This window comes from Amycolatopsis bullii, from assembly GCF_014654205.1.
Lineage (GTDB): Bacteria > Actinomycetota > Actinomycetes > Mycobacteriales > Pseudonocardiaceae > Amycolatopsis > Amycolatopsis plumensis.
The window spans coordinates 22,278-48,188 of sequence record NZ_BNAW01000038.1 but is presented as its reverse complement, the minus strand read 5'-3'; the positions used below and the strand labels follow the sequence as shown (position 1 = coordinate 48,188).

27 protein-coding genes are annotated in these 25,911 nt (G+C 72.3%); 16 read left to right on the top strand and 11 right to left on the bottom strand.

The window, feature by feature from the left end:
* The first annotated feature begins 3 nt into the window (after positions 1-3).
* The 3 genes from IE317_RS31725 (at position 4) to IE317_RS31715 (ending at position 1,969) form a co-directional block, all read left to right on the top strand.
* On the top strand, positions 4-558 hold the full coding sequence (locus tag IE317_RS31725) for a suppressor of fused domain protein (protein WP_229903021.1): 555 nt from the start codon (positions 4-6) through the stop codon (positions 556-558).
* Positions 559-620: 62 nt separating this feature from the next.
* Complete coding sequence (locus tag IE317_RS31720; protein ID WP_191315041.1) at positions 621-1,280, top strand: alpha/beta fold hydrolase; 660 nt, start codon at positions 621-623, stop codon at positions 1,278-1,280.
* Between the two features lie 17 nt (positions 1,281-1,297).
* Positions 1,298-1,969 carry a winged helix-turn-helix transcriptional regulator gene (locus IE317_RS31715; protein ID WP_191315040.1) on the top strand — a complete coding sequence of 224 codons (672 nt, stop codon included), beginning with the start codon at positions 1,298-1,300 and terminating at the stop codon, positions 1,967-1,969.
* Positions 1,970-2,206: 237 nt separating this feature from the next.
* Here IE317_RS31715 and IE317_RS31710 read toward each other — a convergent pair whose 3' ends face one another.
* Positions 2,207-3,052, bottom strand: a complete 846-nt coding sequence (locus IE317_RS31710) for a LysR family transcriptional regulator (protein ID WP_191315039.1) — start codon at positions 3,050-3,052, stop codon at positions 2,207-2,209.
* An 82-nt stretch (positions 3,053-3,134) separates the two neighbouring features.
* Between IE317_RS31710 and IE317_RS31705 the strand changes: the two genes are divergently transcribed.
* The gene (locus tag IE317_RS31705) at positions 3,135-4,019 is read left to right on the top strand and encodes an MBL fold metallo-hydrolase (protein WP_191315038.1); all 885 of its coding nucleotides are present in this window, start codon (positions 3,135-3,137) and stop codon (positions 4,017-4,019) included.
* Between the two features lie 6 nt (positions 4,020-4,025).
* Here IE317_RS31705 and IE317_RS31700 read toward each other — a convergent pair whose 3' ends face one another.
* A complete protein-coding gene (locus tag IE317_RS31700; RefSeq protein ID WP_191315037.1) occupies positions 4,026-5,558 on the bottom strand; it encodes a phytoene desaturase family protein in 1,533 nt (510 codons plus the stop codon).
* A gap of 284 nt (positions 5,559-5,842) precedes the next feature.
* On the opposite strand from IE317_RS31700, the gene IE317_RS31695 reads away from it, so the two are divergent.
* The 3 genes from IE317_RS31695 to IE317_RS31685 all read left to right on the top strand — a co-directional run bounded on the left by IE317_RS31695 (position 5,843) and on the right by IE317_RS31685 (position 9,980).
* Positions 5,843-6,799, top strand: a complete 957-nt coding sequence (locus tag IE317_RS31695) for an RIO1 family regulatory kinase/ATPase domain-containing protein (RefSeq protein ID WP_191315036.1) — start codon at positions 5,843-5,845, stop codon at positions 6,797-6,799.
* A gap of 325 nt (positions 6,800-7,124) precedes the next feature.
* Positions 7,125-8,705: a DEAD/DEAH box helicase gene (locus IE317_RS31690; protein ID WP_191315035.1), complete on the top strand. Its 1,581-nt coding sequence runs from the start codon at positions 7,125-7,127 to the stop codon at positions 8,703-8,705.
* A gap of 99 nt (positions 8,706-8,804) precedes the next feature.
* The gene (locus IE317_RS31685) at positions 8,805-9,980 is read left to right on the top strand and encodes an 8-amino-7-oxononanoate synthase (RefSeq protein ID WP_191315034.1); all 1,176 of its coding nucleotides are present in this window, start codon (positions 8,805-8,807) and stop codon (positions 9,978-9,980) included.
* A gap of 84 nt (positions 9,981-10,064) precedes the next feature.
* On the opposite strand, the gene IE317_RS31680 is transcribed toward IE317_RS31685, so the two are convergent.
* Complete coding sequence (locus IE317_RS31680; protein WP_191315033.1) at positions 10,065-10,496, bottom strand: GNAT family N-acetyltransferase; 432 nt, start codon at positions 10,494-10,496, stop codon at positions 10,065-10,067.
* 17 nt (positions 10,497-10,513) lie between these two features.
* A complete protein-coding gene (locus IE317_RS31675; protein ID WP_191315032.1) occupies positions 10,514-11,329 on the bottom strand; it encodes a S1 family peptidase in 816 nt (271 codons plus the stop codon).
* A 313-nt stretch (positions 11,330-11,642) separates the two neighbouring features.
* On the opposite strand from IE317_RS31675, the gene IE317_RS31670 reads away from it, so the two are divergent.
* Both IE317_RS31670 and IE317_RS31665 read left to right on the top strand, forming a co-directional pair.
* Entirely contained in the window at positions 11,643-12,362 is a 720-nt protein-coding gene (locus IE317_RS31670) for a M15 family metallopeptidase (RefSeq protein WP_373309174.1), read from the top strand.
* 97 nt (positions 12,363-12,459) lie between these two features.
* Positions 12,460-13,854, top strand: coding sequence for a mycothione reductase (locus tag IE317_RS31665; RefSeq protein ID WP_191315031.1), 1,395 nt, complete (start codon positions 12,460-12,462; stop codon positions 13,852-13,854).
* 7 nt (positions 13,855-13,861) lie between these two features.
* Here the strand turns inward: IE317_RS31665 and IE317_RS31660 are convergent, their stop codons facing one another.
* Entirely contained in the window at positions 13,862-15,079 is a 1,218-nt protein-coding gene (locus tag IE317_RS31660) for a CynX/NimT family MFS transporter (protein WP_191315030.1), read from the bottom strand.
* Between the two features lie 48 nt (positions 15,080-15,127).
* Between IE317_RS31660 and IE317_RS31655 the strand changes: the two genes are divergently transcribed.
* The 5 genes from IE317_RS31655 (at position 15,128) to IE317_RS31635 (ending at position 19,069) form a co-directional block, all read left to right on the top strand.
* Complete coding sequence (locus IE317_RS31655; RefSeq protein WP_191315029.1) at positions 15,128-15,811, top strand: FadR/GntR family transcriptional regulator; 684 nt, start codon at positions 15,128-15,130, stop codon at positions 15,809-15,811.
* A gap of 81 nt (positions 15,812-15,892) precedes the next feature.
* Positions 15,893-16,381 carry a hypothetical protein gene (locus IE317_RS31650; protein ID WP_191315028.1) on the top strand — a complete coding sequence of 163 codons (489 nt, stop codon included), beginning with the start codon at positions 15,893-15,895 and terminating at the stop codon, positions 16,379-16,381.
* 55 nt (positions 16,382-16,436) lie between these two features.
* Positions 16,437-17,279, top strand: coding sequence for a DUF4097 family beta strand repeat-containing protein (locus IE317_RS31645; RefSeq protein WP_191315027.1), 843 nt, complete (start codon positions 16,437-16,439; stop codon positions 17,277-17,279).
* 30 nt (positions 17,280-17,309) lie between these two features.
* Positions 17,310-18,266, top strand: a complete 957-nt coding sequence (locus tag IE317_RS31640) for an ATP-binding cassette domain-containing protein (RefSeq protein ID WP_191315026.1) — start codon at positions 17,310-17,312, stop codon at positions 18,264-18,266.
* Positions 18,266-19,069 (top strand): ABC transporter permease, encoded by an 804-nt coding sequence (locus IE317_RS31635; RefSeq protein ID WP_191315025.1) that lies wholly within the window; start codon positions 18,266-18,268, stop codon positions 19,067-19,069. Before IE317_RS31640 ends, IE317_RS31635 begins: the two co-directional genes overlap by 1 nt.
* A gap of 1 nt (position 19,070) precedes the next feature.
* On the opposite strand, the gene map is transcribed toward IE317_RS31635, so the two are convergent.
* From map to IE317_RS31620, 3 genes are all read right to left on the bottom strand, one after another.
* Positions 19,071-19,928, bottom strand: coding sequence for a type I methionyl aminopeptidase (gene map / locus IE317_RS31630; RefSeq protein WP_191315024.1), 858 nt, complete (start codon positions 19,926-19,928; stop codon positions 19,071-19,073).
* Positions 19,929-19,951: 23 nt separating this feature from the next.
* Positions 19,952-21,745, bottom strand: a complete 1,794-nt coding sequence (locus IE317_RS31625) for a penicillin-binding transpeptidase domain-containing protein (protein WP_191315023.1) — start codon at positions 21,743-21,745, stop codon at positions 19,952-19,954.
* A 62-nt stretch (positions 21,746-21,807) separates the two neighbouring features.
* Positions 21,808-22,662 carry a GNAT family N-acetyltransferase gene (locus IE317_RS31620; protein WP_191315022.1) on the bottom strand — a complete coding sequence of 285 codons (855 nt, stop codon included), beginning with the start codon at positions 22,660-22,662 and terminating at the stop codon, positions 21,808-21,810.
* 99 nt (positions 22,663-22,761) lie between these two features.
* Between IE317_RS31620 and IE317_RS31615 the strand changes: the two genes are divergently transcribed.
* Positions 22,762-22,968: a DUF4177 domain-containing protein gene (locus IE317_RS31615; RefSeq protein ID WP_191315021.1), complete on the top strand. Its 207-nt coding sequence runs from the start codon at positions 22,762-22,764 to the stop codon at positions 22,966-22,968.
* A gap of 138 nt (positions 22,969-23,106) precedes the next feature.
* On the opposite strand, the gene IE317_RS31610 is transcribed toward IE317_RS31615, so the two are convergent.
* Together IE317_RS31610 and IE317_RS31605 are read right to left on the bottom strand one after the other, a co-directional pair.
* Positions 23,107-23,499, bottom strand: a complete 393-nt coding sequence (locus tag IE317_RS31610) for a VOC family protein (protein ID WP_191315020.1) — start codon at positions 23,497-23,499, stop codon at positions 23,107-23,109.
* A 5-nt stretch (positions 23,500-23,504) separates the two neighbouring features.
* Positions 23,505-24,299 (bottom strand): helix-turn-helix domain-containing protein, encoded by a 795-nt coding sequence (locus IE317_RS31605; RefSeq protein WP_191315019.1) that lies wholly within the window; start codon positions 24,297-24,299, stop codon positions 23,505-23,507.
* A gap of 83 nt (positions 24,300-24,382) precedes the next feature.
* Here IE317_RS31605 and IE317_RS31600 point away from each other — a divergent pair, with 83 nt between their 5' ends.
* Complete coding sequence (locus tag IE317_RS31600) at positions 24,383-24,637, top strand: hypothetical protein (protein ID WP_003057586.1); 255 nt, start codon at positions 24,383-24,385, stop codon at positions 24,635-24,637.
* 56 nt (positions 24,638-24,693) lie between these two features.
* Here the strand turns inward: IE317_RS31600 and ispG are convergent, their stop codons facing one another.
* The gene (gene ispG / locus IE317_RS31595; RefSeq protein WP_191315018.1) at positions 24,694-25,845 is read right to left on the bottom strand and encodes a flavodoxin-dependent (E)-4-hydroxy-3-methylbut-2-enyl-diphosphate synthase; all 1,152 of its coding nucleotides are present in this window, start codon (positions 25,843-25,845) and stop codon (positions 24,694-24,696) included.
* Positions 25,846-25,911 lie beyond the last annotated feature (66 nt).

Below are 25,911 nucleotides of genomic sequence, written 5' to 3'. Positions count from 1 at the left end.
GCCATGCCGAGCCGTGCCGAGCGGTATCTCGCCCATCTCGACACCCTGACCGGGTCCGCCGCGCCCCGGCTGCAGCCCATCCCGTCGACGCAGCCCGGGCTCGACGACGTCATCGCGGTCGTCTACGCCGACGAACCCGAGCCGCGCTACCTGACCGGCGCGACCTACGGGCTTTCCCTGGCCGACCACCCGGACTGGCACGGGGTGCGGCCGGAGCTGTGGATCAGCGTCCGGTCCGACGACCCGGTCTGGGCGCTGGCCATCGGTTACCTGGCCGAGCAGCTGCGCGGCACGTGCCCGTTCGTCTACGGCGACACCATCGACTTCGGCCAGCCGATCGCGCCGGAGTCGTCGATGACGGCGTTCGCCGTTTCGGCGCCGGCGGGCCTCGACGCGCACCAGTACACGCTGATCGACGTCGGCGGCGCCCCGATCAGCATCGCGGGCTGCTACCCGGTGCACGACACCGAGCGGAAGTACATCCGCGAGCACGGCATCGACAGTTTCTGGCAGCTGGACTGGGACCTCTACGACGTCCGCCGCCCGCCGGTGGTCTGACCCCTTCTCGAAGGAGAACTTGCTACTTCAAAAACAGGAAGTCGATGCGCTAGCCTTCCGCCATGACCACGTTCGTTCTCGTCCACGGCGCCTGGCACGGCCCGTGGGCCTGGGACCGGCTCGTCCCGCTGCTGCACGCCGCCGGGGCGCGCACGCTGACCCCGGAACTCGGCGCGTCCGACGGCCTCCACGACCACGCCGAAGCCGTTGTCGCCGCGCTGGACACCCTCCGCGACGACGACGTCGTGCTGGTCGGGCACAGCTACGCGGGTCTGGTCGTCCGCGAAGCGGCCGACACCCGCCCGGACACCGTCGGGCGCGTTGTCCTCGTCGACGGCTGGGCCGGTCCCGACGGCAGCAGCATGTTCGGCCTCGCGCCCGAGACCACCGTGCAGGCCCTCCTCGGCGCGGCCGGGGGCGGCTCGGCGATTCCCGCGCCACCCCCGGCGGCCTACGGCGTCACCGATCCGGAAGACGTGGCCTGGCTGGCGCCGCGGCTGGTCCCGCAGTCCCTGCGCTCGTTCACCGAGGCCACCCGGCTGAGCGGGGCCGTCGACCGGATTCCGGGCACGGCCGTCTGGTGCCGGCCGAAGACCTACGCGTTCGAGGAGTTCGGCGAGGCCGTCGGCTACCGGACAATCCCGCTGGACGCGCCGCACGACGTCATGCTCACCCACCCCGAGCCACTCGCCCGCCTGCTGCTTCAAGAAGCGGAAGCGTGAGGTTCTAAAGTGGTGAGGTGGACCAGCGGACGTACAACCAGTACTGCGCGACCGCGCGCACGCTCGACCTCGTCGGCGAACGCTGGACACTGCTGCTGATCCGCGAACTGCTGACCGGACCCAAGCGCTTCGGCGACCTGCAGGCGAGCCTCCGCGGCCTCGGCACCGGACTGCTCGCCGCCCGCCTCAAGCACCTGGAACGCGACGGGCTGGCGCGCAAGGTCACGCTGCCGCCGCCGGCCCGGACCCCGGCGTACGCGCTCACCGAAGCCGGTGAAGAGCTCGGGCCGGCGGTGCTGGCCCTGGCGCGGTGGGGCCTGAAGTGGGCGATGGGCGAACGCCGCGAGACCGAGACGTTCCACCCCGGCTGGGCCGTGCTCGGGCTGCGGGCGTGCTTCGACGCCGAGGCCGCCGGCGACCTGCGCGCGGTGTACGAATTCCGTATCGGCGACGAGGTGTTCCACGCCCGCGTCGACCACGGGACGATCGAGGCGCTCCACGGCCCGGCCCAGCATCCCGACGCCACCATCACGATCGGCGAGGCGGCGTTCCTCGAAGTGACCGGCGGAACCCTGACGCTGGCAAAGGCGATCGAGACCGGCGCCGCCACAACCTCCGGCGACCGCACGGCGCTGCGCCGGCTCCAGGGCTTGTTCCGGCTGCCGTCGCCGCGCGACCGCACGGCCTGAGGTCCGGCGCCGGGGGCTCAGGCCCGGTAGGCGGCCACCGCGAGCCGCCTGAGGTCCGGCGCCGGGGCTCAGGCCCGGTACGCAGCCGCCGCGAGCCGCGCAACCTGCAGTCCCGCGCCGAGGCTCAAGCCCGGTACGCAGCCGCCGCGAGCCGCGCAACCTGCAGTCCCGCGCCGAGACTCAGGCTCGACAGGCGCCCGCCGCGAGCCGCGCGACCCGAAGTCCGGCGCCGGGGGCTCAGGCCCGGTACGCGCCCACCGCGAGCCGCGCGAACGACCGGACCAGCGGCCCGGCGTCCTTCCAGGCGACCACCACCGGGCTCGGCGCCAGATCGGCCAGCGGCAGCACCACCAGCTCCCCCGGCGGCCGGTGCCCGAGCGGCATCAGCCCGACCGTGCCGTTCCACAGCACGGCCTGCAGGCACTCCTGCACCGCCCGCACCACCGGCCCTTCGCGGGGTTCGCCGCCGTGCCAGTACGCCTGCCAGACCGGGTCGGTGCCGTCCGGGAACCGGAACCAGCGCCGTCCGGCCAGGTCGGCGAGCGTGAGCCGGTCGCGGCCGGCGAGGGGGTCGTCGGCGCGCAGCACCGCGCCCACCGGGTCGGCCCGCAGCTCCTGCACAGTCAGGCCGGTCTGGTCGAAGGGCCCGCGGGTCAGCGCGACGTCGACCAGCCCGGCCCGCAGGCCGCAGGTGGGGTCGGTGAGGTCGGTGTCGCGGACGCGGACCTCGACGTCCGGGTGCTGCCGCCGGTAGGCGTCGGCGAGGCGGTTCGCGGCCGGGTCCGCGCCGTCGCCGAGGATGCCGACGGTGAGGACCGGCGCGCCCGCCGCCGTGGCGACGCGCACGCGGGCCTGGTCGGCCTGTTCGAGCAGGGCCCGCGCCTCGGCCAGCAGCGCCGTCCCGGCCGGGGTGAGCGTGACGCCCGCGGCGGACCGCAGCAACAGGACCGCCCCGACGTCGGTTTCCAGCTGCTTGATCGCGCGGCTCAGCGGCGGCTGGCTCATGTGCAGCCGCGCAGCGGCCCGGCCGAAGTGGAGTTCTTCGGCGACCGCGACGAAGTACCGCAGCGTGCGCAGCTCCATGACCGGCGACGATAGGCGCCCGGTATCGGCACCACCGAACCGGTCTTGGACGACGGTGCACGGGTGGCGGTGGAATCGGGGCATGACCGAGCTGACCGATCCCGCGGTGCGCGTCTCCGGCGCCCGGGAGATCGCCCCCGACCTGCTGGTGATCCCGAACGACCACGTCGACCTGGTGCCCAACATCGGTGTCGTCGGCGGCACGGAGGCCGTCCTCGTCGTCGACACGGGCATCGGCACCGCCAACGCGGCGCAGGTCCTCGCCTTCGCCCGCGAAGTGGCGAAGGGCCGGCGCCTGTACCTGACCACGACGCACTTCCACCCGGAGCACGCGTTCGGCGCGCAGGTGTTCGCCGGCGAGGCCACCTACCTGGTCAACCGCGGCCAGGCCGAAGACCTCGCCGCCAAGGGCCCGGGCTACCTGGAGATGTTCCGCGGCCTGGGCGAGACGATCGCCCGCCGCCTCGACGGCGTCCGCGTGCCCACCCCCGACCTGGTCTACGACGAGCACACGCTCGACCTCGGCGGCCGGACCGTCCGGCTGCGCCCGACCGGCCGCGGGCACACCGCGGGCGACCAGGTCGTCGAGGTGCCGGACGCCGGCGTGCTGTTCACCGGCGACCTGGCCGAGACCGGGCAGTTCGCCATCTTCCCATGGTTCCCGCCGCACGACACGGACGTCTCGGGCGTGGGCTGGCTCGCCGTCCTGGACCGGCTGATCGCCGCCGGGCACCGGGTGGTGGTTCCCGGGCACGGAGAGGTCGGCGGCGGGGCGGTGCTCACCGACGTCCGTGCCTACCTGCGAGAACTGCGGGACGAGACCTGGCGACGCCGGGATTCGGCGATGGGCGTGGACGAAATCACCGCCGAAGTCCGCGCGCTGCTCCTCGAACGCCACCCGGACTGGGCCGGCCGGGAGTGGATCGAGCCGGGCGTCGCGTGTCTGTGCACCGAACACGACGCCTGACCCGGTTCACCCGGCGCCGAGCACCGCCATCGCCGCGTTGTGGCCGGGAATGCCGCTGACACCACCTCCTCTCACGGCACCCGCGCCACACAACAGAATGCGTTCGTGGGCGGTCTCGACGCCCCATCGGCCGGCCTGGGCCGGATCTTCGGCGAACGGCCACGACAGGTCCCGGTGGAAGATGTGCCCCGCCGGAAGGCCCAGCTCGGCTTCCAGGTCCAGCGGGGTCTTCGCCTCCACGCAGGGCCTGCCGTCCGGCGCGGTCAGCAGGCAGTCCTCGATCGGCTCGGCCAGCACGCTGTTCAGCGAAGCCAGCGTTGCGCGCAACGCCGCTTCGCGTGCCTCTTCGTTGCGCCCCTCGAAGAGGCGGGCCGGCATGTGCAGGCCGAACAGGGTGAGCGTGTGCGTGCCGGCCGAGCGTTCGGCCGGGCCGAGGATCGACGGATCGGTCAACGAGTGGCAATAGATCTCGCACGGTGGCAGCGAGGGGATCCGCCCCGCCGCCGCCTCGCGGTACGCCGTCTCCAGCTGCCGGTAGCTCTCGTTGACGTGGAAGGTGCCCCCGAACGCGTCGGCCGGATCGACGGCCGGGTCCCGCAGCCTCGGCAGCCGCGTCAGCACCATGTTCACCTTCAGCTGGGCGCCTTCCGGGCGCTCCGCCGGTTCCTCGCCCAGCAGCCTGGCGAGCGTCGCCGGCGCGACGTTCGCCAGGACGTGCCCGCCCCGGACGACGAATTCGGTGTCGTCACGCCGGTAACGCACCTCGCCGTCCGGGTCGATCGCGAGCACTTCCGCGCCGGTCGTCAGGCGCGCGCCCGCCGCGGCGGCGACCGCCGCGAGCGAACGGGTGACCGCGCCCATGCCGCCGACCGGGACGTCCCAGTCGCCGGTGCCGTTGCCGATCACGTGGTAGAGCAGGCACCGGTTCTGCCGCAGGTCCTCGCCGTCCGCCGGGGCGAACGTGCCGATCAGCGCGTCGGTGAGCACCACGCCGCGCACCGTGTCGTGGCCGAACCACGAGGTGAGCGCTTCGCCGATCGGCCGTTCGAACAGCACGGACCACGCCTCGGCGTCGCCGACGCGTTCGCGGAAGTCCACTTCGGACAGCAGTGGTTCGGTGAGCGTGCCGAACGCGCGCCCGGCGACGCGCCCGGTCAGCTCGTAGAACCGTTGCCAGGCCGAGAAGTCCGAAGTGGACCCGGTGACCGCCCGGAACGACGACGCCGTCCGGACGGCGTCGTCGTTGTCGACAAGGAGACCGATGCCGCCCGACGGGGTGTAGGACGACATCCGGCGCCGTCGCAGCTCCACGTCGAGGCCGAGGTCGGCCACGATCTTCTTCGGCAGCAGGCTGACCAGGTACGAGTAGCGCGAAAGCCGGACGTCCACGCCCTCGAACGCCCGGAACGAGACGGCGGCGCCACCGGTCTCACCCCGCCGTTCGAGCACGAGCACCGACCGGCCCGCCCGCGCCAGGTACGCGGCCGCCACCAGGCCGTTGTGCCCACCGCCGACGATCACCACGTCGTAGCTGTCCATCCGCCGCCCCTCCTGATTCGGCCTGCCCTTCAATCGTGACCATGCCGCCGGGCCGAATTCAAGGAATCCGCCGGAATACTCCTTTCGCGGCGCCCCCGCTAATTCGGTTGCGCGGCGCCGGAGAGGTCCGGCATCCTGTGCCCACCCGGCAGGGAGCCGGTGCGGTGAGAACGGGAGGTGCCTGAAGTGATGACTGTCCGGGCCCTTTCGCGCCCTCACCCACCCGCCCCCCGAGGCTGACCACGCGCCCGGTGGGGCATCCCTGATCGAGGAGAAACCCACCAGTGCGTCAGCACGACTACGAAGACCTTTACGACGACCAGCCCACGCGCCGCCAGGCACGGACCCGCCGCCGCGGGCGGTTCGACGAACCGGAACCCACGCGCAGCGGACGGCTGACCGAAGCCGAACGCGTCCGCCTCACGAAACTGCGCGACGACGCCTACACCGAAAACCAGCTACCCGATGGTGCCGACCGGTGGTCCACCTGGGACGACGCCGAACACGGCCCGTCGCCCCGGCCGGAGTGGGTCGTCACCGAGCTCGCCGCGGTCGACACCGACCTCGGCGTCCTCAAGACCGGCAAGGAGGCCGACGTCCACCTCCTGCGACGCGGGCTGCCCGGCACGCCGGGCGTGCTCCTCGCCGCGAAGCGCTACCGCAGCGACGAGCACAAGCTGTTCCACCGCGACGCGGGCTACCTCGAAGGCCGGCGGATGCGCCGGTCGCGCGAGATGCGGGCGATGGCGCAGCGCAGCGCGTTCGGCCGCAACCTCATCGCCGAACAGTGGGCGGTCGCGGAGTTCGCCGCGCTGAGTCGCCTGTGGACACTCGGTGCGCCGGTGCCCTACCCGGTGCAGCGCGAGGGGACGGAACTGCTGCTCGAGTTCCTCGGCGAGGAAGACGGCACGGCCGCGCCCCGGCTGGCCCAGGTCCGCCCGGACCCCGGCGAGCTGAAGGACCTGTGGTTCCAGGCCACCGCCGCGCTCGAGCTGCTCGCCTCCCAGGGGCTCGCGCACGGCGACCTCTCGGCGTACAACCTGCTGGTGCACCGGGGCAGGCTGATGGTGATCGACCTGCCGCAGGTCGTCGACGTGGTGGCCAACCCCGGCGGCGTCGAATTCCTGGCGCGGGACGTGCGCAACCTGGCCGGCTGGTTCCACGGCCGCGGCCTCGGCGAGCACGTCACGAACACGGAAGAACTGCTGGCCGAGCTCGTTTCGGCGGCCGGTTTGACGTGAATCCGCAGCGGCGTCGCGGCTGTGGTGCGGACCACGGCTGCGACGCCGCCCACAACCGGTGACCTCGATGAGTAGTCCTGGCTCCGGTTCGGGTACAGTAAGCACAGACCGCAACCGGCGGCGTGGATGAGTTGGTGTCCGTCGCCTCCAGAGCCAAGCAATGGCTCGCGGTGATCCGAAGTAATCCCAGCGGCGCGCAGTGTCGGCAAGCGATGACACGGTGTGCCGGGTCCGTCCCTGTGAACGCCCATCGCACACATCTTGCCCTGCCTGCGCGCGGGCTGCCCGGGCCTCCCTTGCGACGAACCACGTCCGAGAGGCATTTGTGACCGTCACGTTCAACTCCGGCCCTTCCTCGACGTCCGCGCACGCGGACCGTCCCGACCGCAAGCCGCGCACCCGCCCGGCCGGCGGAGACATGCTGCGCGACGACGCAGTCGAGCTCGTGGCCACCAAGACCTTCGCCCAGCTGGGCCTGCCGGAGCCGCTGCTCCGCGCCCTGGCCGACGCGGGCATCAACAGCCCCTTCCCGATCCAGTCCGCGACCATCCCGGACGCGCTGGCCGGCCGCGACGTGCTGGGCCGCGCCCAGACCGGCTCCGGCAAGACCCTCGCCTTCGGCCTGGCCATGCTGGCCCGGCTCGACGGCGGCAAGGCCCGCCCGAAGCGCCCCCGCGCGCTGATCCTGGTCCCGACCCGCGAGCTGGCCATGCAGGTCGCCGACTCGCTGACCCCGCTGGCCAAGGCCCTCGGCCTGTGGTGCCGCACGGCCGTCGGCGGGATGGCCTTCGCCCGCCAGGCGGACGCGCTCTCCCGCGGTGTCGACCTGCTGATCGCCACGCCGGGCCGGCTGTCGGACCACGTCCGGCAGGGCACCGCGCACCTGGGCGACTGCAACTTCATCGCCCTCGACGAGGCCGACCAGATGGCGGACATGGGCTTCATGCCGCAGGTCCGCGAGATCATGGACCTCACGCCGCCGGGTGGCCAGCGGCTGCTGTTCTCGGCGACCCTCGACGGTGACGTCAACCGCCTGGTCAGGCAGTACCTGACCGACCCGGTCACGCACTCGGTCGCGCCGTCGACCGCCAGCGTGACGACCATGGACCACCACGTGCTCCAGGTCTCCCACCAGGACAAGCAGGACGTCATCACGCAGATCGGCGCCCGCGAAGGCCGCACGATCATGTTCGTGCGCACGAAGCACCACGTCGACCGCCTCACCGAGCGGCTGCGCGAGCAGGGCGTGCACGCGGCGGCGCTGCACGGCGGCAAGACGCAGGGGCAGCGCAACCGCGTCCTCGCCGACTTCAAGGACGGCCACACCCCGGTGCTGGTCGCCACGGACGTCGCCGCGCGCGGCATCCACGTCGACGACATCTCGCTGGTGCTGCACGTGGACCCGGCCGCCGACCACAAGGACTACCTGCACCGCGCCGGCCGGACCGCGCGCGCCGGGGCGTCCGGTGTGGTCGTCACGCTGGCGACGCACGACCAGCGCCGGATGGTCCGCCGGCTGACCGACCGCGCCGGCGTGCGCGCGGAGTCGACGACGGTCCGCCCGGGCGACGCCGAGCTGTCCCGCATCACCGGTGCCCAGGAGCCCAGCGGCGAGCCGGTCGTCGAGCGGCGGCGCGAGAACCCGCGCCGCGGCGGCGGCTTCCGCGGTGACCGCGGCTTCGGCGGTAGCCGGGGCGGCGAGCGCGGCGGTTCTTACCGCGGCGAGCGCAGCTACGGCGACCGTGACCGCGGTGGCGAGCGTGGCGGCGACCGCGGTGGTTACCGCGGCGGAGACCGCGAAGGCCGTCCCGGCGGCTTCGGCAGCCGCGGCCGTCAGCCCCGTTCGGGCAACGCCGGTGGCTACGGCCGTCCCAGCCGTGGCCCGCGTCGCGGCTACGACAGCTGAGTTTCTCCTTCGGAAGCCCCGGACCACGCGGTCCGGGGCTTCCGGCGTTTCCGGGCCCGCTTGGCGGTGGCGCGTGGGCCGGATGGGAGACTGCGGGACGTGACTACGCCGCCGACGCCCCCGCCCGACGAGGTTTTCGACTGGCTCGACGCCGAGGCGGAGAAGCGGGCGAACGCGGGACTCGTGCGGCAGCTGCGGCCGCGTCCCGCCCAGGCCGACGAACTGGACCTGGCCGGCAACGACTACCTCGGGCTGGCCCGCGACAAGCGCGTCGCCGGGGCCGCGGCGGCCGCCGCGTTGCGCTGGGGCGCCGGGTCGACCGGGTCGCGGCTGGTCACCGGATCGACCGAGCTGCACACCGAGCTGGAGCTGGAGCTCGCCCGGTTCTGCGGCGCGCAGGCGGCGCTCGTGTTCTCCTCCGGCTTCGCCGCGAACCTCGGTGCGGTGACGGCGTTGTCCGGGTCGGAGTCGGCGATCGTCACCGACAAGTACATCCACGCGTCGCTGATCGAAGGCTGCCGGCTGTCGCGCGCCGACGTCGCCGCGGTCGCGCACTCGACGCCGTCGGCGATCAAGCACGCGCTGGCGACCCGGCGCAAGCCGCGGGCGCTGGTGGTGACGGACTCGGTGTTCTCGGTCGACGGCGACCTCGCGCCGCTCGAGGAGCTGGCCGGGATCTGCCGGGCGCACGGCGCGGCGCTGCTGGTGGACGACGCACACGGCTTCGGCGTCCTGGGCGAAGGCGGCCGCGGCGCCGTCCACGCGGCCGGACTGTCGGGCGCGCCCGACGTCGTCACGACGTTGACGCTGTCGAAGTCCCTCGGTGCGCAAGGCGGCGCGGTGGTGGGGCCGCGTCGCGTGATCAAGCACCTGGTCGACACCGCGCGGAGCTTCATCTTCGACACCGCGCTGGCGCCCGCGAGCGCTGCAGCGGCGCTGGCGGCGTTGCACGCGCTGAAGGAGGAGCCGGGGCTCGCGGCGAAGGTGGTCGAGAACGCGGGCAACCTGGCGATGTCGTTGAAGGCGAACGGGTTGAAGGCGAGCGTGCCGGACGCCGCCGTGATCTCGGTTCAGGCGCCGTCCGCGGAGACGGCGGTGGCGTGGGCCGCGGCGTGCGCCGAGCAGGGCATCCGGGTCGGGTGCTTCCGGCCGCCGTCGGTGCCGGACGGGATCTCGCGGCTGCGGCTGACCGCGCGGGCCGACCTCACGGAGTCCGATGTGGACCGGGCGGTGAAGGTGATCACCGCGACGGCCCCGCGGGGCGCGATCAGCTGAACTCGCGTGATCCCAGGCAGGACTCGCGTGATTGGACGGGCATCTCGCGTGATTGGCGGGGCATCACGCGTGTCTGCGGGGGCATCACGGGCGGCGGCGCATCTTGATGTGGGGGATTCCGTCGTCGTCGAGGTACTCCTGGCCTTCCGCGACGAAGCCGTAGCGGGCGTAGAAGCCCTGGACGTACGTTTGGGCGTCGAGGACGTACTCGCCCGGGATGGTCAGGGCCGCGTCCATCAGGCGGGCCGCGAGGCCGGCGCCGCGGGCGGGGGCCGCCGTCACCACGCGGCCGATGCGGCGGATGCCGCCCGGGTCGAGCAGGACGCGCAGGTACGCCAGGACCGCGCCGCCGTCCTCGAACCACAGGTGGCGGGTGTCCGGGAGCAGGTCACGGCCGTCGAGCTCCGGGTACGCGGCCTTCTGCTCCACGACGAACACGTCGACGCGCAGGCGCAGGATGTCGTGGAGCTCGGCGGCGGTCAGCTCGGGACCGGTGGCGTCGTGCAGGGTCGGCATACCCCTGCTTAGCACGCTCAGCCGAGGAGGCGGGGCTTGGCCTGGGCCTTGATGTCGTCGGAATACGTGGAGACGCGCGTGTACACGCCCGGCTTGTTGGCCTTCGCGCAGCCGTCACCGAAGGAGACGATGCCGATCAGCGTGTCGCCGACCACGAGCGGGCCGCCGGAGTCGCCCTGGCAGGCGTCGACGCCGCCCTCGGCGTAGCCCGCGCACACCATGGTCCGCTGGTCGTAGACGCTGTAGTCGGCTTTGCATTCGGTGTCCGAGACCAGCGGGACCTCGGCGCTGCGCAGGTAGTCGGACCGGGCGCCGCCGTCGGCGATACGGCCCCAGCCGAGCACGGTCGCCTGGGTGCCCTTCGCGTACAGCCCCGCGTCACCGCTGTCGGGCAGCTTCGCGGGCCGGTAGTCGAACTGGCCGCGGACGGTCAGCACCGCGATGTCGGTGCCCTTCGTCGGGTCGCTGTAGCCCTGGCCGACCCAGACCTTCGAGACGCCGAGGACCTGGCCGTCGGTCGTGCGCTTGTCCTCGCGGCCGGCCACCACGCGGATGTCCTGCTTCGCCACCGCCTTCGCGCAGTGCGCCGCCGTCGCGACCGCCGTGGAGCTGACGATCACCGCGCCGCAGAACTGGTTGCCGCCCGCGTCGGTCAGGTACACCGCATACGGGTGGTCCGACAGCGAAGCCTTCTCGCCGCCGACGATCCGCGGCTGGTTGGCCGAAGCCGGGTCCGCCGCCGCCGTGCCCACCACGACCGGGACGGCGACCGCGGCGACCGCGAGGAGCGCGCCGCTCACGAACAGCAGGGATCGGCGGGACTTCACGGACATGGGACTTCCCCTTTTCGACGCAGCACGGAGCTGAGCACTCGGCACCCGGACAACTCCGGTGCGTGAACGACGTGCGCTCAATACCCTAAGCCGAGGGGGCCCAAAACGGCGTCACTGGAACGGGTGGTCTCCGCGTTCGGCGCGCTTCTGCCAAGCTGACCGGATGTGGCGAAGGGCGGCGGCGTGCGCAGCACTGGCCCTCGCCATGAGCGCGTGCTCCGCGGAACCACCGCCCTCACCTGCGCCATCGCCTTCGCCGAGCCCGGCGAGCACAACGAGCACAACGAGCGCGGCGAGCACCACGGCCGCACCGGTGACGGCGTCGAGCGCACCCGCCGCCCCCTGGCGGGTGGGTGCCCGGCCGCTCCCCCGCCGTCCGGACGGCTTCGGCGAGGTCGAGCCGACTCCACCCGAACTGGTGAATCGGGCACTTCCGACAAAAGACCTCCTGCCGCCGCCCGCGGGGAACGCCTACGCCTCGACGATCAGCGCCGTGCCCGCCGACGTCCTCGCGCGCAGCACGTGGCAGCCCGCCTGCCCCGTCAAGGCGAGCGACCTCCGCTACCTGACGATGTCCTTCTGGGGCTTCGACGGCCGTGCGCACACCGGGGAAATGCTGGTGAACGCCCGGGGCGCGGCGGGCATCACGAAGGTCTTCGGGCAGCTGTTCGCCGCGCGCTTCCCGCTCGAGGAGATGCGCGTGACCGCCCCGGCCGAGCTCACCGCGCCGCCGACCGGGGACGGCAACGCGACCAGCGCGTTCGTCTGCCGCCCGGCCCGCGGGCAGACGACCTGGTCGGCGCACGCCTCCGGGCTCGCCGTGGACGTCAACCCGTTCTGCAACCCCTACACCCAGGGCGACCTCGTGCTGCCCGAGCTGGCCTCGGCGTACGTCGACCGCGCGCGCGAGCGGCCCGGCATGGTGCAGGCCGGCGACGCGACCGTGCGCGCGTTCGCGGCGATCGGCTGGAGCTGGGGCGGCACCTGGACCAGCCCGAAGGATCGGATGCACTTCACCGCGACCGGCCACTGACCACGTAATACGACGTTAAGCACAACAGGGAACACGCGGTTCTCGGGCACGGTTGGCTAGGGTGAAACGACCGGAACCGGACCCCGCGGAGGATGCAGTGCCCCACTACGACCTGGTGATCGTCGGGACGGGATCGGGGAACTCCATCCTCGGCCCCGGTTTCGCCGGCAAGAAGACGGCGATCGTGGAGAAGGGCACCTTCGGCGGCACCTGCCTCAACGTGGGCTGCATCCCGACCAAGATGTTCGTGTACGCCGCCGACGTGGCGTACACGCCTTCGCACAGCGCCAAGTACGGCGTCGACGAAGAGCTGAACGGCGTGCGCTGGCGCGACATCCGTGACCGCATTTTCGGGCGGATCGACCCGATCGCCGAGGGCGGCGCGGAGTACCGCCGCAGCCACGAGGACAACGCGAACGTCGACGTCTACGAGGGCGCGGGCCGCTTCACCGGCCACAAGGAGCTGCGCGTCAGCTTCACCGACGGGCGCCCCGACGAGGTGCTGACCGCCGACCGGTTCGTGCTGGCCGCGGGCGGACGTCCGGTCATCCCGGAGATCCCGGGCCTGGACGACGTCGAGTACTACACGTCCGACACGGTGATGCGGCTCGACGAGCTGCCCGAGCGGATCGTCATCCTGGGCGGCGGCTACATCGCGGCCGAGTTCGCGCACGTCTTCGGGTCCTTCGGTGTGCAGGTCACGCTGGTCAACCGGTCCGGGCGGCTGCTGCGCTCGGAGGACGAGGACGTCAGCGCGCGCTTCACCGAGCTGGCGACCGAGCGGTTCGACGTCCGCCTCGACCGCAAGACCGTGCGGGCGCGCAAGACGGAACGCGGCGTCGCGCTGGACCTCGAGGGGCCGCAGGGCGCCGAAACCGTCGAGGGCGGCGTGCTGCTGATCGCCACCGGCCGTCGTCCTAACTCGGACCTGCTGGACGTCGCCGCCACCGGAGTGACCACAATGGACAGTGGGCACGTCGTGGTCGACGATTACCAGCAGACGGCGGTCGAGGGCATCTACGCCCTCGGCGACCTGTCGTCGCCGCACGAGCTCAAGCACGTCGCGAACCACGAAGCCCGCGTGGTGCAGCACAACCTCCTGCACCCGGACGAGCGGATCACCGCGGATCACCGGTTCGTGCCGCACGCGGTGTTCACGCACCCGCAGGTGGCCTCGGTCGGGCTCACCGAGCAGAAGGCGCAGGAGCTCGGCGTGTCCTATGTGGTCTCGAAGCAGGACTACGCCGGGATCGCCTACGGCTGGGCCATGGAGGACACCACGGGCTTCGCGAAACTCCTGGCCGACCCGGCGACCGGGCAGCTGCTCGGCGCGCACATCATCGGCCCGCAGGCGTCGTCGGTGATCCAGCCGCTCATCCAGGCGATGAGCTTCGGCCTCGACGCGCGGAGCATGGCGCGCGGCCAGTACTGGATCCACCCGGCCATGCCGGAGCTGATCGAGAACGCGCTGCTCAACCTGCCCCTGGACTGAGGCCCGCTCAGACGAAGCGGTGGCGGCCGGCGAGGGCGCCGAACACGATCTGGACGCCGAGGAGGCCGAGCAGCATGGCCAGCGGCACGGCCCAGCCGTGCGCGAGGTCGTGCAGCAGGCCGAACAGGAACGGCCCGAGCGCGGCGAACAGGTAGCCGAAGCCCTGCGCCATCCCGGACAGCCGGGCGGTGTCCGCGCCGGTCCGCGCGCGCAGCGCGATCACGGTCAAGGCCAGGGAGAACGTGCTCATCCCGAGCCCGACCAGGATGCTCCACAGCAGCGGTGACCACGACGGCGCGAGCATCAGCCCGATGGTCCCGGCGACGCCGAACACGCTCAGGCCCACGATCCACGGGCTCTGGCCGCGCCGCCGGGCCGCCATCGGCGCGACGACGAGGCTGATCGGCACGGCGATCAGCGAGACCAGGCCGAACAGCAGCCCGGCGTCGTCGCGCGGCACGCCCGCGTCCATCAGCACCTGCGGGAACCAGCCCATGGCGGCGTAGGCGTAGAAGGCCTGCAGGCCGAAGTACGCCGTGACGATCCAGGCCAGCCGGTTGCGCAGCAGCGAACGACCGCTTCCGGCGCCGTCGGCGGGCCGCGGGGCCCGGCCGGTGCCGCGGGCTGCGAAGATCCAGGCCAGCAGCGCGACGACGGCGAGCACCGCCCAGCTGCCCAGGGCCGGGCGCCAGCCGCCGAGCGTGTCGCCGAGTCGCGGGGTGACGGCCGAGCCGAGGGCGCCGCCGCCCTGCAGCGCGGCGGTGTAGACGCCGGTCAGCACGCCGATGCGGGCCGGGAAGGAGTCCTTGATGACGACCGGGATGAGCACGTTGATCAGGGCGATCCCGGCGGTGGCGACGAGGGTGCCGCCGAGCACCACGGCCGGGCCGTCGAGCACGCGCAGCAGGAGCCCGGCGGCGAGGGCGGCCAGCGCGAGCGCGATGGCGGCGCCGATCCCGGCCCGGCGCGCGAGCAGCGGCGCGGCCAGCCCCGCGCCGGCGAAGCAGAGTGTCGGCAACGTCGTGAGCACGCCGGCCCAGACGACCGAAACACCCAGGTCCTGGCGCATTTCGGCGAGCATCGGCCCGACGCCGGTGATGGCCGGACGCAGGTTGAGGGCGGTGAGCACCACCGCGACCGCGAGCAGCGCCCCGGCGGCGACCACCCCCGGCGCCCGGACCTCGACGGCGGCGTCCAGTTCGGGTTCACGGTGTTCGACGCGCATGCCCGCTACTATCGCATACGTAGGATGATTGGATGAAGGGATAATCCTGTGCCTCTGGCCACCACGCGCCGGGCCGGCCTCGTCGACCAGGTCATCGAGCAGCTGCGGACCGCGGTCACGCAGGGCGAATGGCCGATCGGCGAACGCATCCCCACCGAGGCCGAGCTCGTCGAGCAGCTCGGCGTCGGGCGCAACACCGTCCGCGAAGCCGTCCGCGCGCTCGCGCACACCGGGCTCCTCGAAGTCCGGCAGGGCGACGGCACCTACGTCCGCGCGACCAGCGAGGTCTCCGGCGCGATCCGCCGGCTCTGCGGCTCGGAACTGCGGGAAGTGCTGCAGGTCCGGCGCACCCTGGAGGTCGAAGGCGCGCGGCTCGCCGCCGCCGAGCGGACCGAGGAAGAAGTCGCCGACCTGCGCGCTCTGCTCGTCCGCCGCGAGACCGACCTGCGGGCCGGCCGCTGGCAGGACTTCGCCCGCACGGACGCCGAGTTCCACTGCGCGGTGGTCGCCGCCGGGCACAACCGGCTGCTGACCGAGCTCTACCGCGGGCTGACGGAGGTCATCGCGGCCAGCATCGCGACCACGGCCAGCATCGCGCCGGGCGCGGACCACGTGCCGGAAATCGGTCACGAAGGTCTCGCCGAAGCCATCGCCGACCGCGACCCGGACCGCGCGGCCGCCGAGGCCTGCGGGTTCCTCGACGAGCTCCTGGAGCGCATCGAATCCGCTTGACCTGCGGTTTCACTCATCGATGACCCCTAAGGGTGCCATTTCAGGGTTGTCGTGGCACCACCGTGGTGCCACATTAGTGCCATGGACCTGACACCCTTCGTGGACAGCCTCCGCCGCGAGTTCGCGGTAGCCGCCGAGGCGGCCGGCGAGGACGCTGTCACCCTGGCCGAGCGGTTGGCCTCCCCGCTGGAGTCCGCCATCCGGCTCACCTTGCTCGACGCGCTGTCGGCCGCGGCCGACGAGATCACCCGGGATCTCGCTCCCGGCTCCGTCGAAGTGCGCCTTCGCCGTCGCGAAGCGGAGTTCGCGGTCTCCGTGCCCACGGCGCCCGAACCGGCTCCGGCGGAAGCCCCGCCGCCGCCCGAGGCCGACGACGGTGCCGTCTCCCGGATCAACCTCCGGCTTCCCGACCAGCTGAAGCAGCGGATCGAGGAGGCCGCGAGCCGCGACCGGCTCTCCATCAACGCCTGGCTCGTCCGGGCCGCGAACACCGCACTCGGCGCCGACGCGAGCCGCCCCCCGCACCGCCGTTCCGTTTTCGGCGAGAAGTACACCGGCTGGGTTCGCTGACCCGCCTCCTCTGACCGGCCAAAACACTTTAGCAGCACCCCAGGAGGGCGCAGCCATGCCTGTTTTCCCCACCCCCGAGCCGATCGCGGCCACGATCGACGTGAGCATCGCCGACGTCCGGATCGTGGCCGGTGACCGCGCGGAAACGACCGTCGAGGTCATCCCGGCCGACCCGGCCGACAACGAAGACGTCAAGGCCGTCGCGAAGACCCGCGTCGAGTTCGCCGGCGGTGAACTGCTGGTCAAGGGCCCGAAGTACGTCACGAAGCTCTGGGGCAAGAGCGGCGCCCTGCACGTGACGATCGAGCTGCCGTCGGGCTCACAGATCACCGGTACCGCCGCGATGGGCGACTTCCGCGTCGCCGGCCGGGTGGGCCCGAGCCGCTTCAAAACCTCCGTCGGCGACATCCACCTCGACGAAACCACCCGGCTCGAGGCGAGCACCGCGACCGGCGACGTCACCGTCGAGCGCGCCACCGGGCACGCCGAGGTCGGCACCGGCTCCGGCGAGCTGCGGATCCGCGAAATCGACGGCACCGCCGTGCTGAAGAACTCCAACGGCGAGACCCGGGTCGGCGAAGTGACCGGCGACCTGCGCGTCAACACCGCCAACGGCGACATCGTCGTCGACCTGGCCCACGCGGGCGTGCACGCCAAGACCGCGTCCGGGGACATCCGGCTCGGCGAGGTCGTGCGCGACCGGGTCGTCCTCGAGACCGCGGTCGGCGAGATCGAGGTCGGCATCCGCGACGGCAGTGCCGCGTGGCTGGAGCTGAACTCGCTGACCGGGTCCGTGCGCAACACGCTCACGCCGTCCGACGGACCGGGCGACACCACCGAGACCGTCGAAGTCAAGGCCCACACCTACACCGGCGACATCGTCATCCGCCGGGCCTGAACACACACACACCGAAGACAGGGGAAATCCATGCCGGACGCCATCGTGGCCGAGGGATTGGTCAAGAAGTACGGGAAGGTCACCGCGCTCGACGGAATGACACTGGCCGTTCCGGAAGGCACGGTGCTGGGGGTGCTGGGGCCGAACGGCGCCGGGAAGACCACCACCGTCCAGATCCTCACGACGCTGCAGAAGCCGGACGCGGGTCACGCGACCGTCGCCGGGTTCGACGTCGTGAAGGACGCGCACGAGCTGCGCTCGCACATCGGCGCCTCGGGGCAGTACGCCGCCGTCGACCAGGAACTGACCGGGGCCGAGAACCTCGAGATGGTCGGCCGGCTCTACCACCTGGGCACCAAGCGGGCCAAGGCCCGCGGCCGGGAGCTGCTCGCCCGGTTCAGCCTGGAAGACGCCGCCGACCGCCCGGTGAAGGGCTACTCCGGCGGCATGCGGCGCCGCCTCGACCTGGCGGGCGCGCTCGTCGCCAACCCGCCGGTGCTGTTCCTCGACGAGCCCACCACCGGGCTCGACCCGCGAGCCCGCACCGAGCTGTGGGACGTCATCACCGAACTGGTCGCGGGCGGCACCACGCTGCTGCTGACCACGCAGTACCTGGAAGAAGCCGACCGGCTGGCCGACAGCATCGCCGTCGTCGACCACGGTCGCGTGATCGCCCGCGGAACCGCCGACGAGCTCAAGGACCTGGTGGGCGGCGAGCGGATCGAGCTGACCGTCGGCACCCACGACGACGTGCTCGTGGCCCGCCGCGCCCTGACCCGGCTGGCCAGCGGCGAGCCGCAGGCCGAGGCGTTCCGGCTCACCGTCCCCGTGACCCACGGCGCGAAAGCGCTTACCGAAGCCCTGGCGCTGCTGGCCGCCGAAGGCGTCGACGTCCGCGACGTCGGTGTCCGCCGTCCCACCCTCGACGACGTTTTCCTCACCCTGACCGGCCACGAGACGGCCGAACCCGCGAAGGAGGCCGTGTGATGAACGCGGTGCAGATGGCCGTCACCGACGGCGTGACCGTCGCCAAGCGCAACTCGATCAAGATCGTCCGGTCGCTGGACCTGCTCGGGTCCATCGTGTTCATGCCGGTGATGTTCGTGCTGCTCTTCGGCTACGTGTTCGGCAGCGTGATCGACATCCCCGGGATGTCCTACCGCGAGTTCATGCTCCCGGGGATCTTCGTCCTCGCCGTGGCGATGGGCAGCATCGTCACCGGCTACGGGCTGACCGACGACCTGCAGAAGGGCATCATCGACCGGTTCCGGTCCCTGCCGATGTCCCCGGCCGCGGTGCTGATCGGCCGCACCACGGCGGATCTGATCCTCAACGTGACGAGCCTGCTGATCATGGGCCTGGTCGGCCTGCTGGTCGGCTGGCGCATCCACACCGGCGTCTTCGAGGCCCTCGGCGGGGTGCTCCTGCTGCTGGCTTTCGCCTACGCGCTGTCGTGGGTGATGGGCACGCTCGGCCTGGCCGTGCGCAAGCCCGAGGTGTTCAACAACGTCTCGAGCGTGGCGATCTTCCCGCTCACGTTCCTGGCCAACACCTTCGTCGACAGCGGCCGCCTGCCCACCCCGCTGCGGGTGATCGCCGACTGGAACCCGGTCTCGGCGATCACCCAGGCGTCACGGGAGCTGTTCGGCAACACGAGCGCGGCGATGCCGGTGCACGCCGCCTGGCCGATGCAGCACGCCGTGCTCGCCTCGGTGCTGTGGATCGCGCTGCTGCTGGCGATCTTCGTGCCGCTTTCGGTGCGCTGCTACAAGAAGGCCACCAGCCACTGACTCAGGGCAGGGTGAGGATCTCGCTGCCGTCGGCCGTCACCACGAGGGTGTGCTCGAACTGGGCCGTCCACTTCTTGTCCTTCGTGGTGACGGTCCAGTCGTCGGCCCAGATGTCGTAGTCGATGGTGCCCAGGGTGATCATCGGCTCGATCGTGAAGGTCATGCCCTCCTCGATGACCGTGTCGACGGAGGGCTCTTCGTAGTGCAGGATCGTCGGCGGCGTGTGGAACGCCGGGCCGACGCCGTGGCCGGTGAAGTCGCGGACCACGCCGTAGCCGAAGCGCTTGGCGTAGGACTCGATGACCCGGCCGATCACGTTGAGCTGACGGCCCGGGCGGACCGCCTTGATCGCCCGCATGGTCGCCTCGCGGGTGCGCTCCACCAGCAGGCGGGCCTCCTCGGAGACGTCGCCGGCCAGGAACGTCGCGTTCGTGTCGCCGTGGACGCCGCCGATGTAGGCGGTGACGTCGATGTTGCAGATGTCGCCGTCCTCGATCACCGTCGAGTCCGGGATGCCGTGGCAGATCACCTCGTTGAGCGAGGTGCAGCACGACTTCGGGAAGCGGCGGTAGCCCAGCGTCGAGGGGTAGGCGTGGTGGTCGAGCAGGAACTCGTGCACCACCTTGTCGATGTCGTCCGTGGTGGCGCCCGGCTTGACGGCCTTGCCGCCTTCCTCCAGCGCCTGGGCCGCGATGCGGCTCGCTACCCGCATCGCCTCGATCACCTCGGGCGTGCGCACGCCGTTGCCGGTGTCCCGCTTCGGCGCCGGCTTGTCCACGTACTCGGGACGGGCGATGGAACTGGGGACGTCACGGCGCGGCGTCTGGACGCCGGGAACGAGCGGGGCACGAACGGACATGCCCCCACCTTACGACGGTCCGCTCAGCCGATCCCCGCCAGGAACCGGTGGGCGGCCTGCACCGCCGGTTTGGACGACCCGGCGTCGGTGAGGAGCACGGCGAACGCCAGGTCGCCGCGGTAGCCGACGAACCACCCGTGCGAGTGGGAGCCGTCGCCGAACTGGGCGGTGCCGGTCTTGCCCGCCACGTCGGGGATGTCCCGCAGCCCGGTCGCGGTGCCGGTGGTGACGACTTCCCGCATCATCCCGCGCAGCGCGTCGAGGACCTCCGGCGACGGCGGATCACCGACGTTCTTCGTCGTCGCCGGCAGGCCCTTGACGATCGACGGCGACGGTACCTTCCCGGCCTGCACCGTGGCCGCGACCAGCGCCATGCCGAACGGGCTGGTCAGCACCCGGCCCTGGCCGAAGCCGTTTTCCGCTCGCTGGACGGCGGAGTCGCTGGCCGGGACGTCGCCGGTGACCGTGGTCAGGCCCGGGACGACGAAGTCGGCGCCGAGGCCGAAGGACCGGGCCGTGTCGGTGAGCGACGACCCGCCGAGGCCGGCGGCGAGCCGGGCGAAGGTCGTGTTGCAGGACCGCGCGAACGCCGTCTTCAGCGGCACCCGGCCCAGGTCGAAGCGGCCTTCGTTCGGCACGACCCGGTTTTCGATCGTCGTGGTCCCCGGGCAGTCGACCGGGCTGCCCGCCTCGGCCTCCCCCGCCGACAGCGCGGCCGCCGCCGTGACGATCTTGAACGTCGACCCCGGCGGGTAGCGCCCGGACAGCGCCAGCGAGCCTTCCTCGTCGGCGGCGTCGTTCTGCGCCACGGCCAGGATGTCTCCGCTCGAGGGCTGGATCGCCACGAGCGCGGCGGAGTACGGCTCCGGTTCGAGGGCCTTCTCGGCGGCGGCCTGGATCTTCGCGCTGAGCGTGCTGGTGACGGCGGGCGCGGGCCGCGGCGGCTCGGCCTTGAGCTCCGCGGCCTCGCCGCCGGTGACGTCACGGGTGACGATCCGCCAGCCCGCCGCCCCGGCCAGCTGCTGTTCGACCAGCGCGCGGATGCCGGGCAGGACCTGCTGCCCGGACCCGCGCGTCACCGGCAGCAGCCGCTCCTGGCTGGCGAAACGGACGCCGGGCAGGTCGTAGATCGCCGGCTTGACCCGCTGGTAGTCGCCGGCCCGCAGGGTGATCACCGGGTAGGCGTCGCCGGGCTTGGTCTTGCTCATCCCGTCCAGCACCGACCGGCCGGTGACCGAGGGCTCGTACCGGTGCAGCGCCTTGGCCAGCGTCCCGGCGACGGCGTTCGCGTCGCCGGTCTTCTGCGGGTCGACGACCACGCCGATCACGGTCTGCGGGCGCATCAGCGCCACGCCGTCGCGGTCGAGGACCGGCGCGGTCTCGGGCAGCTGCGGCAGCAGGCCGAGGGTCTGCCCGACGGCCAGCTGGGGGTGCACGACCGTCGGCTGCCAGTGCACCTGCCAGCCGTTCTCGGCCGCCCGCAGCTGGGCGTCGGCGCGGTAGGACCAGGTGCGCCCGTGCGGCAGGTGCCAGGTGAGCCGGTAGCCGGCCGACACGACGTCGCCGTCCGGCTGCTTCACCTCTTCGTCGTCGACGTCGAGCGCTTCGGGCTCGAGCACCCCGCGCACCTGGCTCAGCACGGTCTTCGCGGCTTCGGGCGAGTCGGTGTTCGCCGCCGCGGCCGCGACGTCCCCGGACGCGACGGCGTCCAGGAAGGCGGAGAGGGCGTCCTCGGGACCGTCGCCCGAGCACCCGGCCGTGGTCGCGGCGACGAGCAGCAGCAGCACCGCGAGAGCACGGTGTCGACGTGCGCTCATGGGCGGATGATGCCTGGTCAGAGCGGTGCGACGGCCAGCGAAACACCGCCACGGAAGAGTGGTTAGAACAGCACCGTCGCGTACTGGCCGACCTGTTCGAAGCCGATCTTGCGGTAGGCCGCGAGGGCGGGGGTGTTGAAGGCGTTGACGTAGAGGCTGGCGGTGCGGCCCAGGCCGCGGACGAGCCGGTTCACCACCGCGGCGGTGCCGGCCGTGCCGAGCCCGTCGCCGCGGCGGTCGGGGTGCACCCAGACCCCCTGGATCTGCCCGACGGTGGCCGACATGGCGCCGATCTCGGCCTTGAAGACGACTTCGCCGTCCTCGAAGCGGGCGAACGCGCGGCCGGCCCCGATCAGCTCGGTGACCCGGGCGCGGTAGCTGGCACCGCCGTCGCCGCTGCGCGGGTCGACGCCGACCTCCTCGATGAACATCGAGACGGCGGCGGGCAGGTACCGCTCGAGTTCGTCGGGCCGGACGGGCCGGACCAGCGGATCGGCGGCGACGAGCGGGGTGCTGTCCAGGGCCATCAGCGGCTGGTCGCCGCGGACCTCGCGGGCGGGGCCCCACTCGCCTTCGAGCTCGTCCCACAGGCCGAGGACCTGCTCGGCCGGGCCGACGAGCGAGGAGCAGGTGCGTTGCCTTCTCAGTGCGCGGTCGGCGAAGGAGCGCAACGCGGGCGCGTTGCCGCGGAGCGGGATGAGGTTGGGCCCGGAAAAGCACAGCCCTTGGAGCCGTCCGGCCCGGACCGGACGGCTGTCGGCGGCCCAGAGCTCACCACCGAGCCGCCACGGGTCGAGACCGGCCGCCTCGACCCGGGCGCTGACCATGCAGCTGCCCACCGGGTCCGCGGCCAGCGCGGCACGGACCGCCGGATAGTCCCGATCATCGAGCAGCCGTGCACCTGCAAGCCGCAACACGGGCTCCAGGGTGCCAGATTCGGCCGGTAAACGGAACGCGAGGCCGTCGACACGGTGAGATGAACACCCCGGCCGGGCTTCCCGGGCAGAATCGGGGGCATGCAGCGGTACACGTACAAGGTGGTCGAGGTCCGGGAGAAGCTGGTCGGCGGCAAGATGTCGGGGGCCAAGCTGGAGAAACTGCTGAACGACCACGCCGGCGACGGGTGGCAGCTGAAGGCGATCACCGCCACCGAGGTGAAGGGCCGGGTCGGGCCCGGCGGGGTCGACGGCTTGCTGGTCACCTTCGAGCGTCCGGTGCAGTAGCCGGCGGCCCCACGCCGGTCGCGCCCACCAGCCCCACGCCGGTCGTGAGTGGTAAGGAGGGTTAGAACCCGCCTTACCACTCACGACCCGGATCGGGGCCGCGCAGGTGATTCCCAGCCCGCGCGGCGGCACGCCTGGTCAGGCCGCGCCGCGGTAGCTGCCGATCGTCCAGGAGTTGCCTTCCGCGTCGCGCAGGCTGAACGTGTGCGAGCCGTAGTCGGTGTCGGTCAGCTCGGCCGTGATCTCTACGCCCGCGTCCTTCACGCGGGCGTAGATCTCGTCCACCTTGTCCGACACGACGTACACCGCGGAGGCGCCCGGCTTCATCGCGTCGTGGACGCCGTCCGGCGGGCGGACGCTGCCCAGCATCACCGCACCCCCCTCGGGCCAGCGCAGCTCGGCGTGCGCGATCAGCTCGCCCTCGGGCACCACCAGGGCCTCGGTGAAGCCCAGGACGTCGACGAGGAAGCGGACCGCGGCCGGGGCGTCGTCGTACCGGAGGGCGGGCCAGACGTTCGGTTCAGGAGTCATGCTCCTCAGCTTCGCGCCACCTCCGCCTCCTGGTCTTGGAGGAACGGGAGCTCCTCGGCGATCCACGTCCCCGGCGTGCAGCCGGCCAGCGCGCGCCACTCGTTGGTCAGGTGCGCCTGGTCGTAGAACCCGCACTCGGCCGCCAGCGCCGCCAGGTCCGTGTGCCCGCGCCGCAGCAGCCGCCCGGCCCGCTCGAACCGCAGCACCCGCGCCGCCTGCTTCGGGGCCAGCCCCAGCTCCGTGCGGAAGCGCTCGCCCAGGTGGCGACGGCTCCAGCCGACCTCGTCCGCCAGGTCCGCCACGCGCACCCGGCCATCCGCGCCCCGCATCCGGCGCCACGCCTCCCCCAGCTCGGGCGGCGGCGCCACCGGCTCGACGGCCCGGGCGGCCAGGACGTCGTCCAGCAGCGCGAACCGCTCGCGCCACGGCAGCTCCCGCAGCCTCTCCGGCAACCAGCCGAGGCCGAAGCCGGCGAGGTCGGCCACCTCGCCGCTCAGCTCGGCCGCGGTCACGCCGAACAGCGTCCGCACGCCCAGCGGGTCGAGATCCAGCTGGAGGCCCTCCTGCACGCGGTCCTGCCGGATCAGCACCGCACGCGTGTGGAGCCCGCCGACCAGGGCCTGGAAGCTCTGCCCGCCCATCCTCACCGGCCCGGCGAGACTGATGACGAGCGTCACATGCCGGGACGGCAGGCCGCGGTGGACGGCCAGCGTGACGTCCTCCTGCGCGTACCCGACATAGCGCGTGACCAGGGGCCGCACCACGGGGTGCGGCTCGCGAACGGCCCAGGTCACGCTCATGGATTCAGGCTAATCGTCACCACCGACAGTTTCCGCGTCTGATAACACGGACGGTGCGTCCCCACCGCGGAAGGAACCACCCGATGACGATCCAGGAGCAGGCGCAGCAGCTGGAGCTGCTCGCCGACCAGGTGCCGACCGGCATCGCGCTCGCCACGAAGAGCGACCTCGAAGACCTCCAGGCCCAGGTGCTCGGCCTGCTCGGCGAGACGTCCACGGCGACCGCCATCCAGGGCGCCATCCAGCTCGCTTCGCAGCAGATCGACGAGGTCGCGGCCGCGCTGGAGAACGTCCGCCTGCAGATCCGGGACGCCGCCCAGCACCACCTACAGGGCTGACGACACGCTGAAGCCCTCCTCGCCCGAGGGTGAGGAGGGCTTCAGCGGCAGCGAATTCAGCCGGCGGTGACCACCGGCGCGCCCTCACCCAGCGACTCGCCCGCCTCTTCGGCGATGCGCATGGCCTCTTCGATGAGCGTCTCGACGATCGCGTGCTCCGGCACGGTCTTGATGACCTCGCCCTTGACGAAGATCTGACCCTTGCCGTTGCCCGACGCCACGCCCAGGTCGGCCTCGCGGGCCTCGCCGGGGCCGTTCACGACGCAGCCCATGACGGCCACGCGCAGCGGGATCTCCATGCCCTCGAGCCCGGCCGTGACCTGCTCGGCGAGCGTGTAGACGTCGACCTGCGCGCGCCCGCACGACGGGCACGACACGATCTCCAGCTTGCGCTGCCTGAGGTTCAGCGACTGCAGGATCTGGATGCCGACCTTGACCTCTTCGACCGGCGGCGCGGACAGCGAAACGCGGATCGTGTCGCCGATGCCCTGGCGCAGCAGCGCGCCGAACGCGACGGCCGACTTGATCGTGCCCTGGAACGCCGGGCCGGCCTCGGTGACGCCGAGGTGCAGCGGGTAGTCGCACTGCTCGGCGAGGAGCTCGTAGGCGCGCACCATGACCACCGGGTCGTTGTGCTTCACCGAGATCTTGATGTCGTGGAAGTCGTGCTCGGCGAACAGCGACGCCTCCCACAGCGCCGACTCCGCGAGCGCCTCCGGGGTGGCCTTGCCGTACTTGTCCATGATCCGCTTGTCGAGCGAGCCGGCGTTGACGCCGATCCGGATCGGCGTGCCGTGGTCCTTCGCGGCCTGCGCGATCTCCTTGACCTGGTCGTCGAACTTCCGGATGTTGCCCGGGTTGACGCGCACCGCCGCGCAGCCGGCCTCGATCGCCGCGAAGACGTACTTCGGCTGGAAGTGGATGTCGGCGATCACCGGGATCTGCGACTTCTTCGCGATCGCGGGCAACGCCTCGGCGTCGTCGGCCGACGGGCACGCCACGCGGACGATGTCGCAGCCCGCGGCGGTCAGCTCGGCGATCTGCTGCAGGGTCGCGTTGACGTCGGAGGTGAGCGTCGTCGTCATCGACTGGACGGAGATCGGGTGGTCGCTGCCGACACCGACCGGACCCACCTGGAGCTGGCGGGTCTTGCGGCGCTCGGACAGGACGGGCGGGGGCAGGGCGGGCATACCGAGTGCGACGGTCACGGCTTCCAGCGTACCTACCCCTACTGGGCCACCTTCACCATGTCAACCGTCACGGTGAGCAGCGTT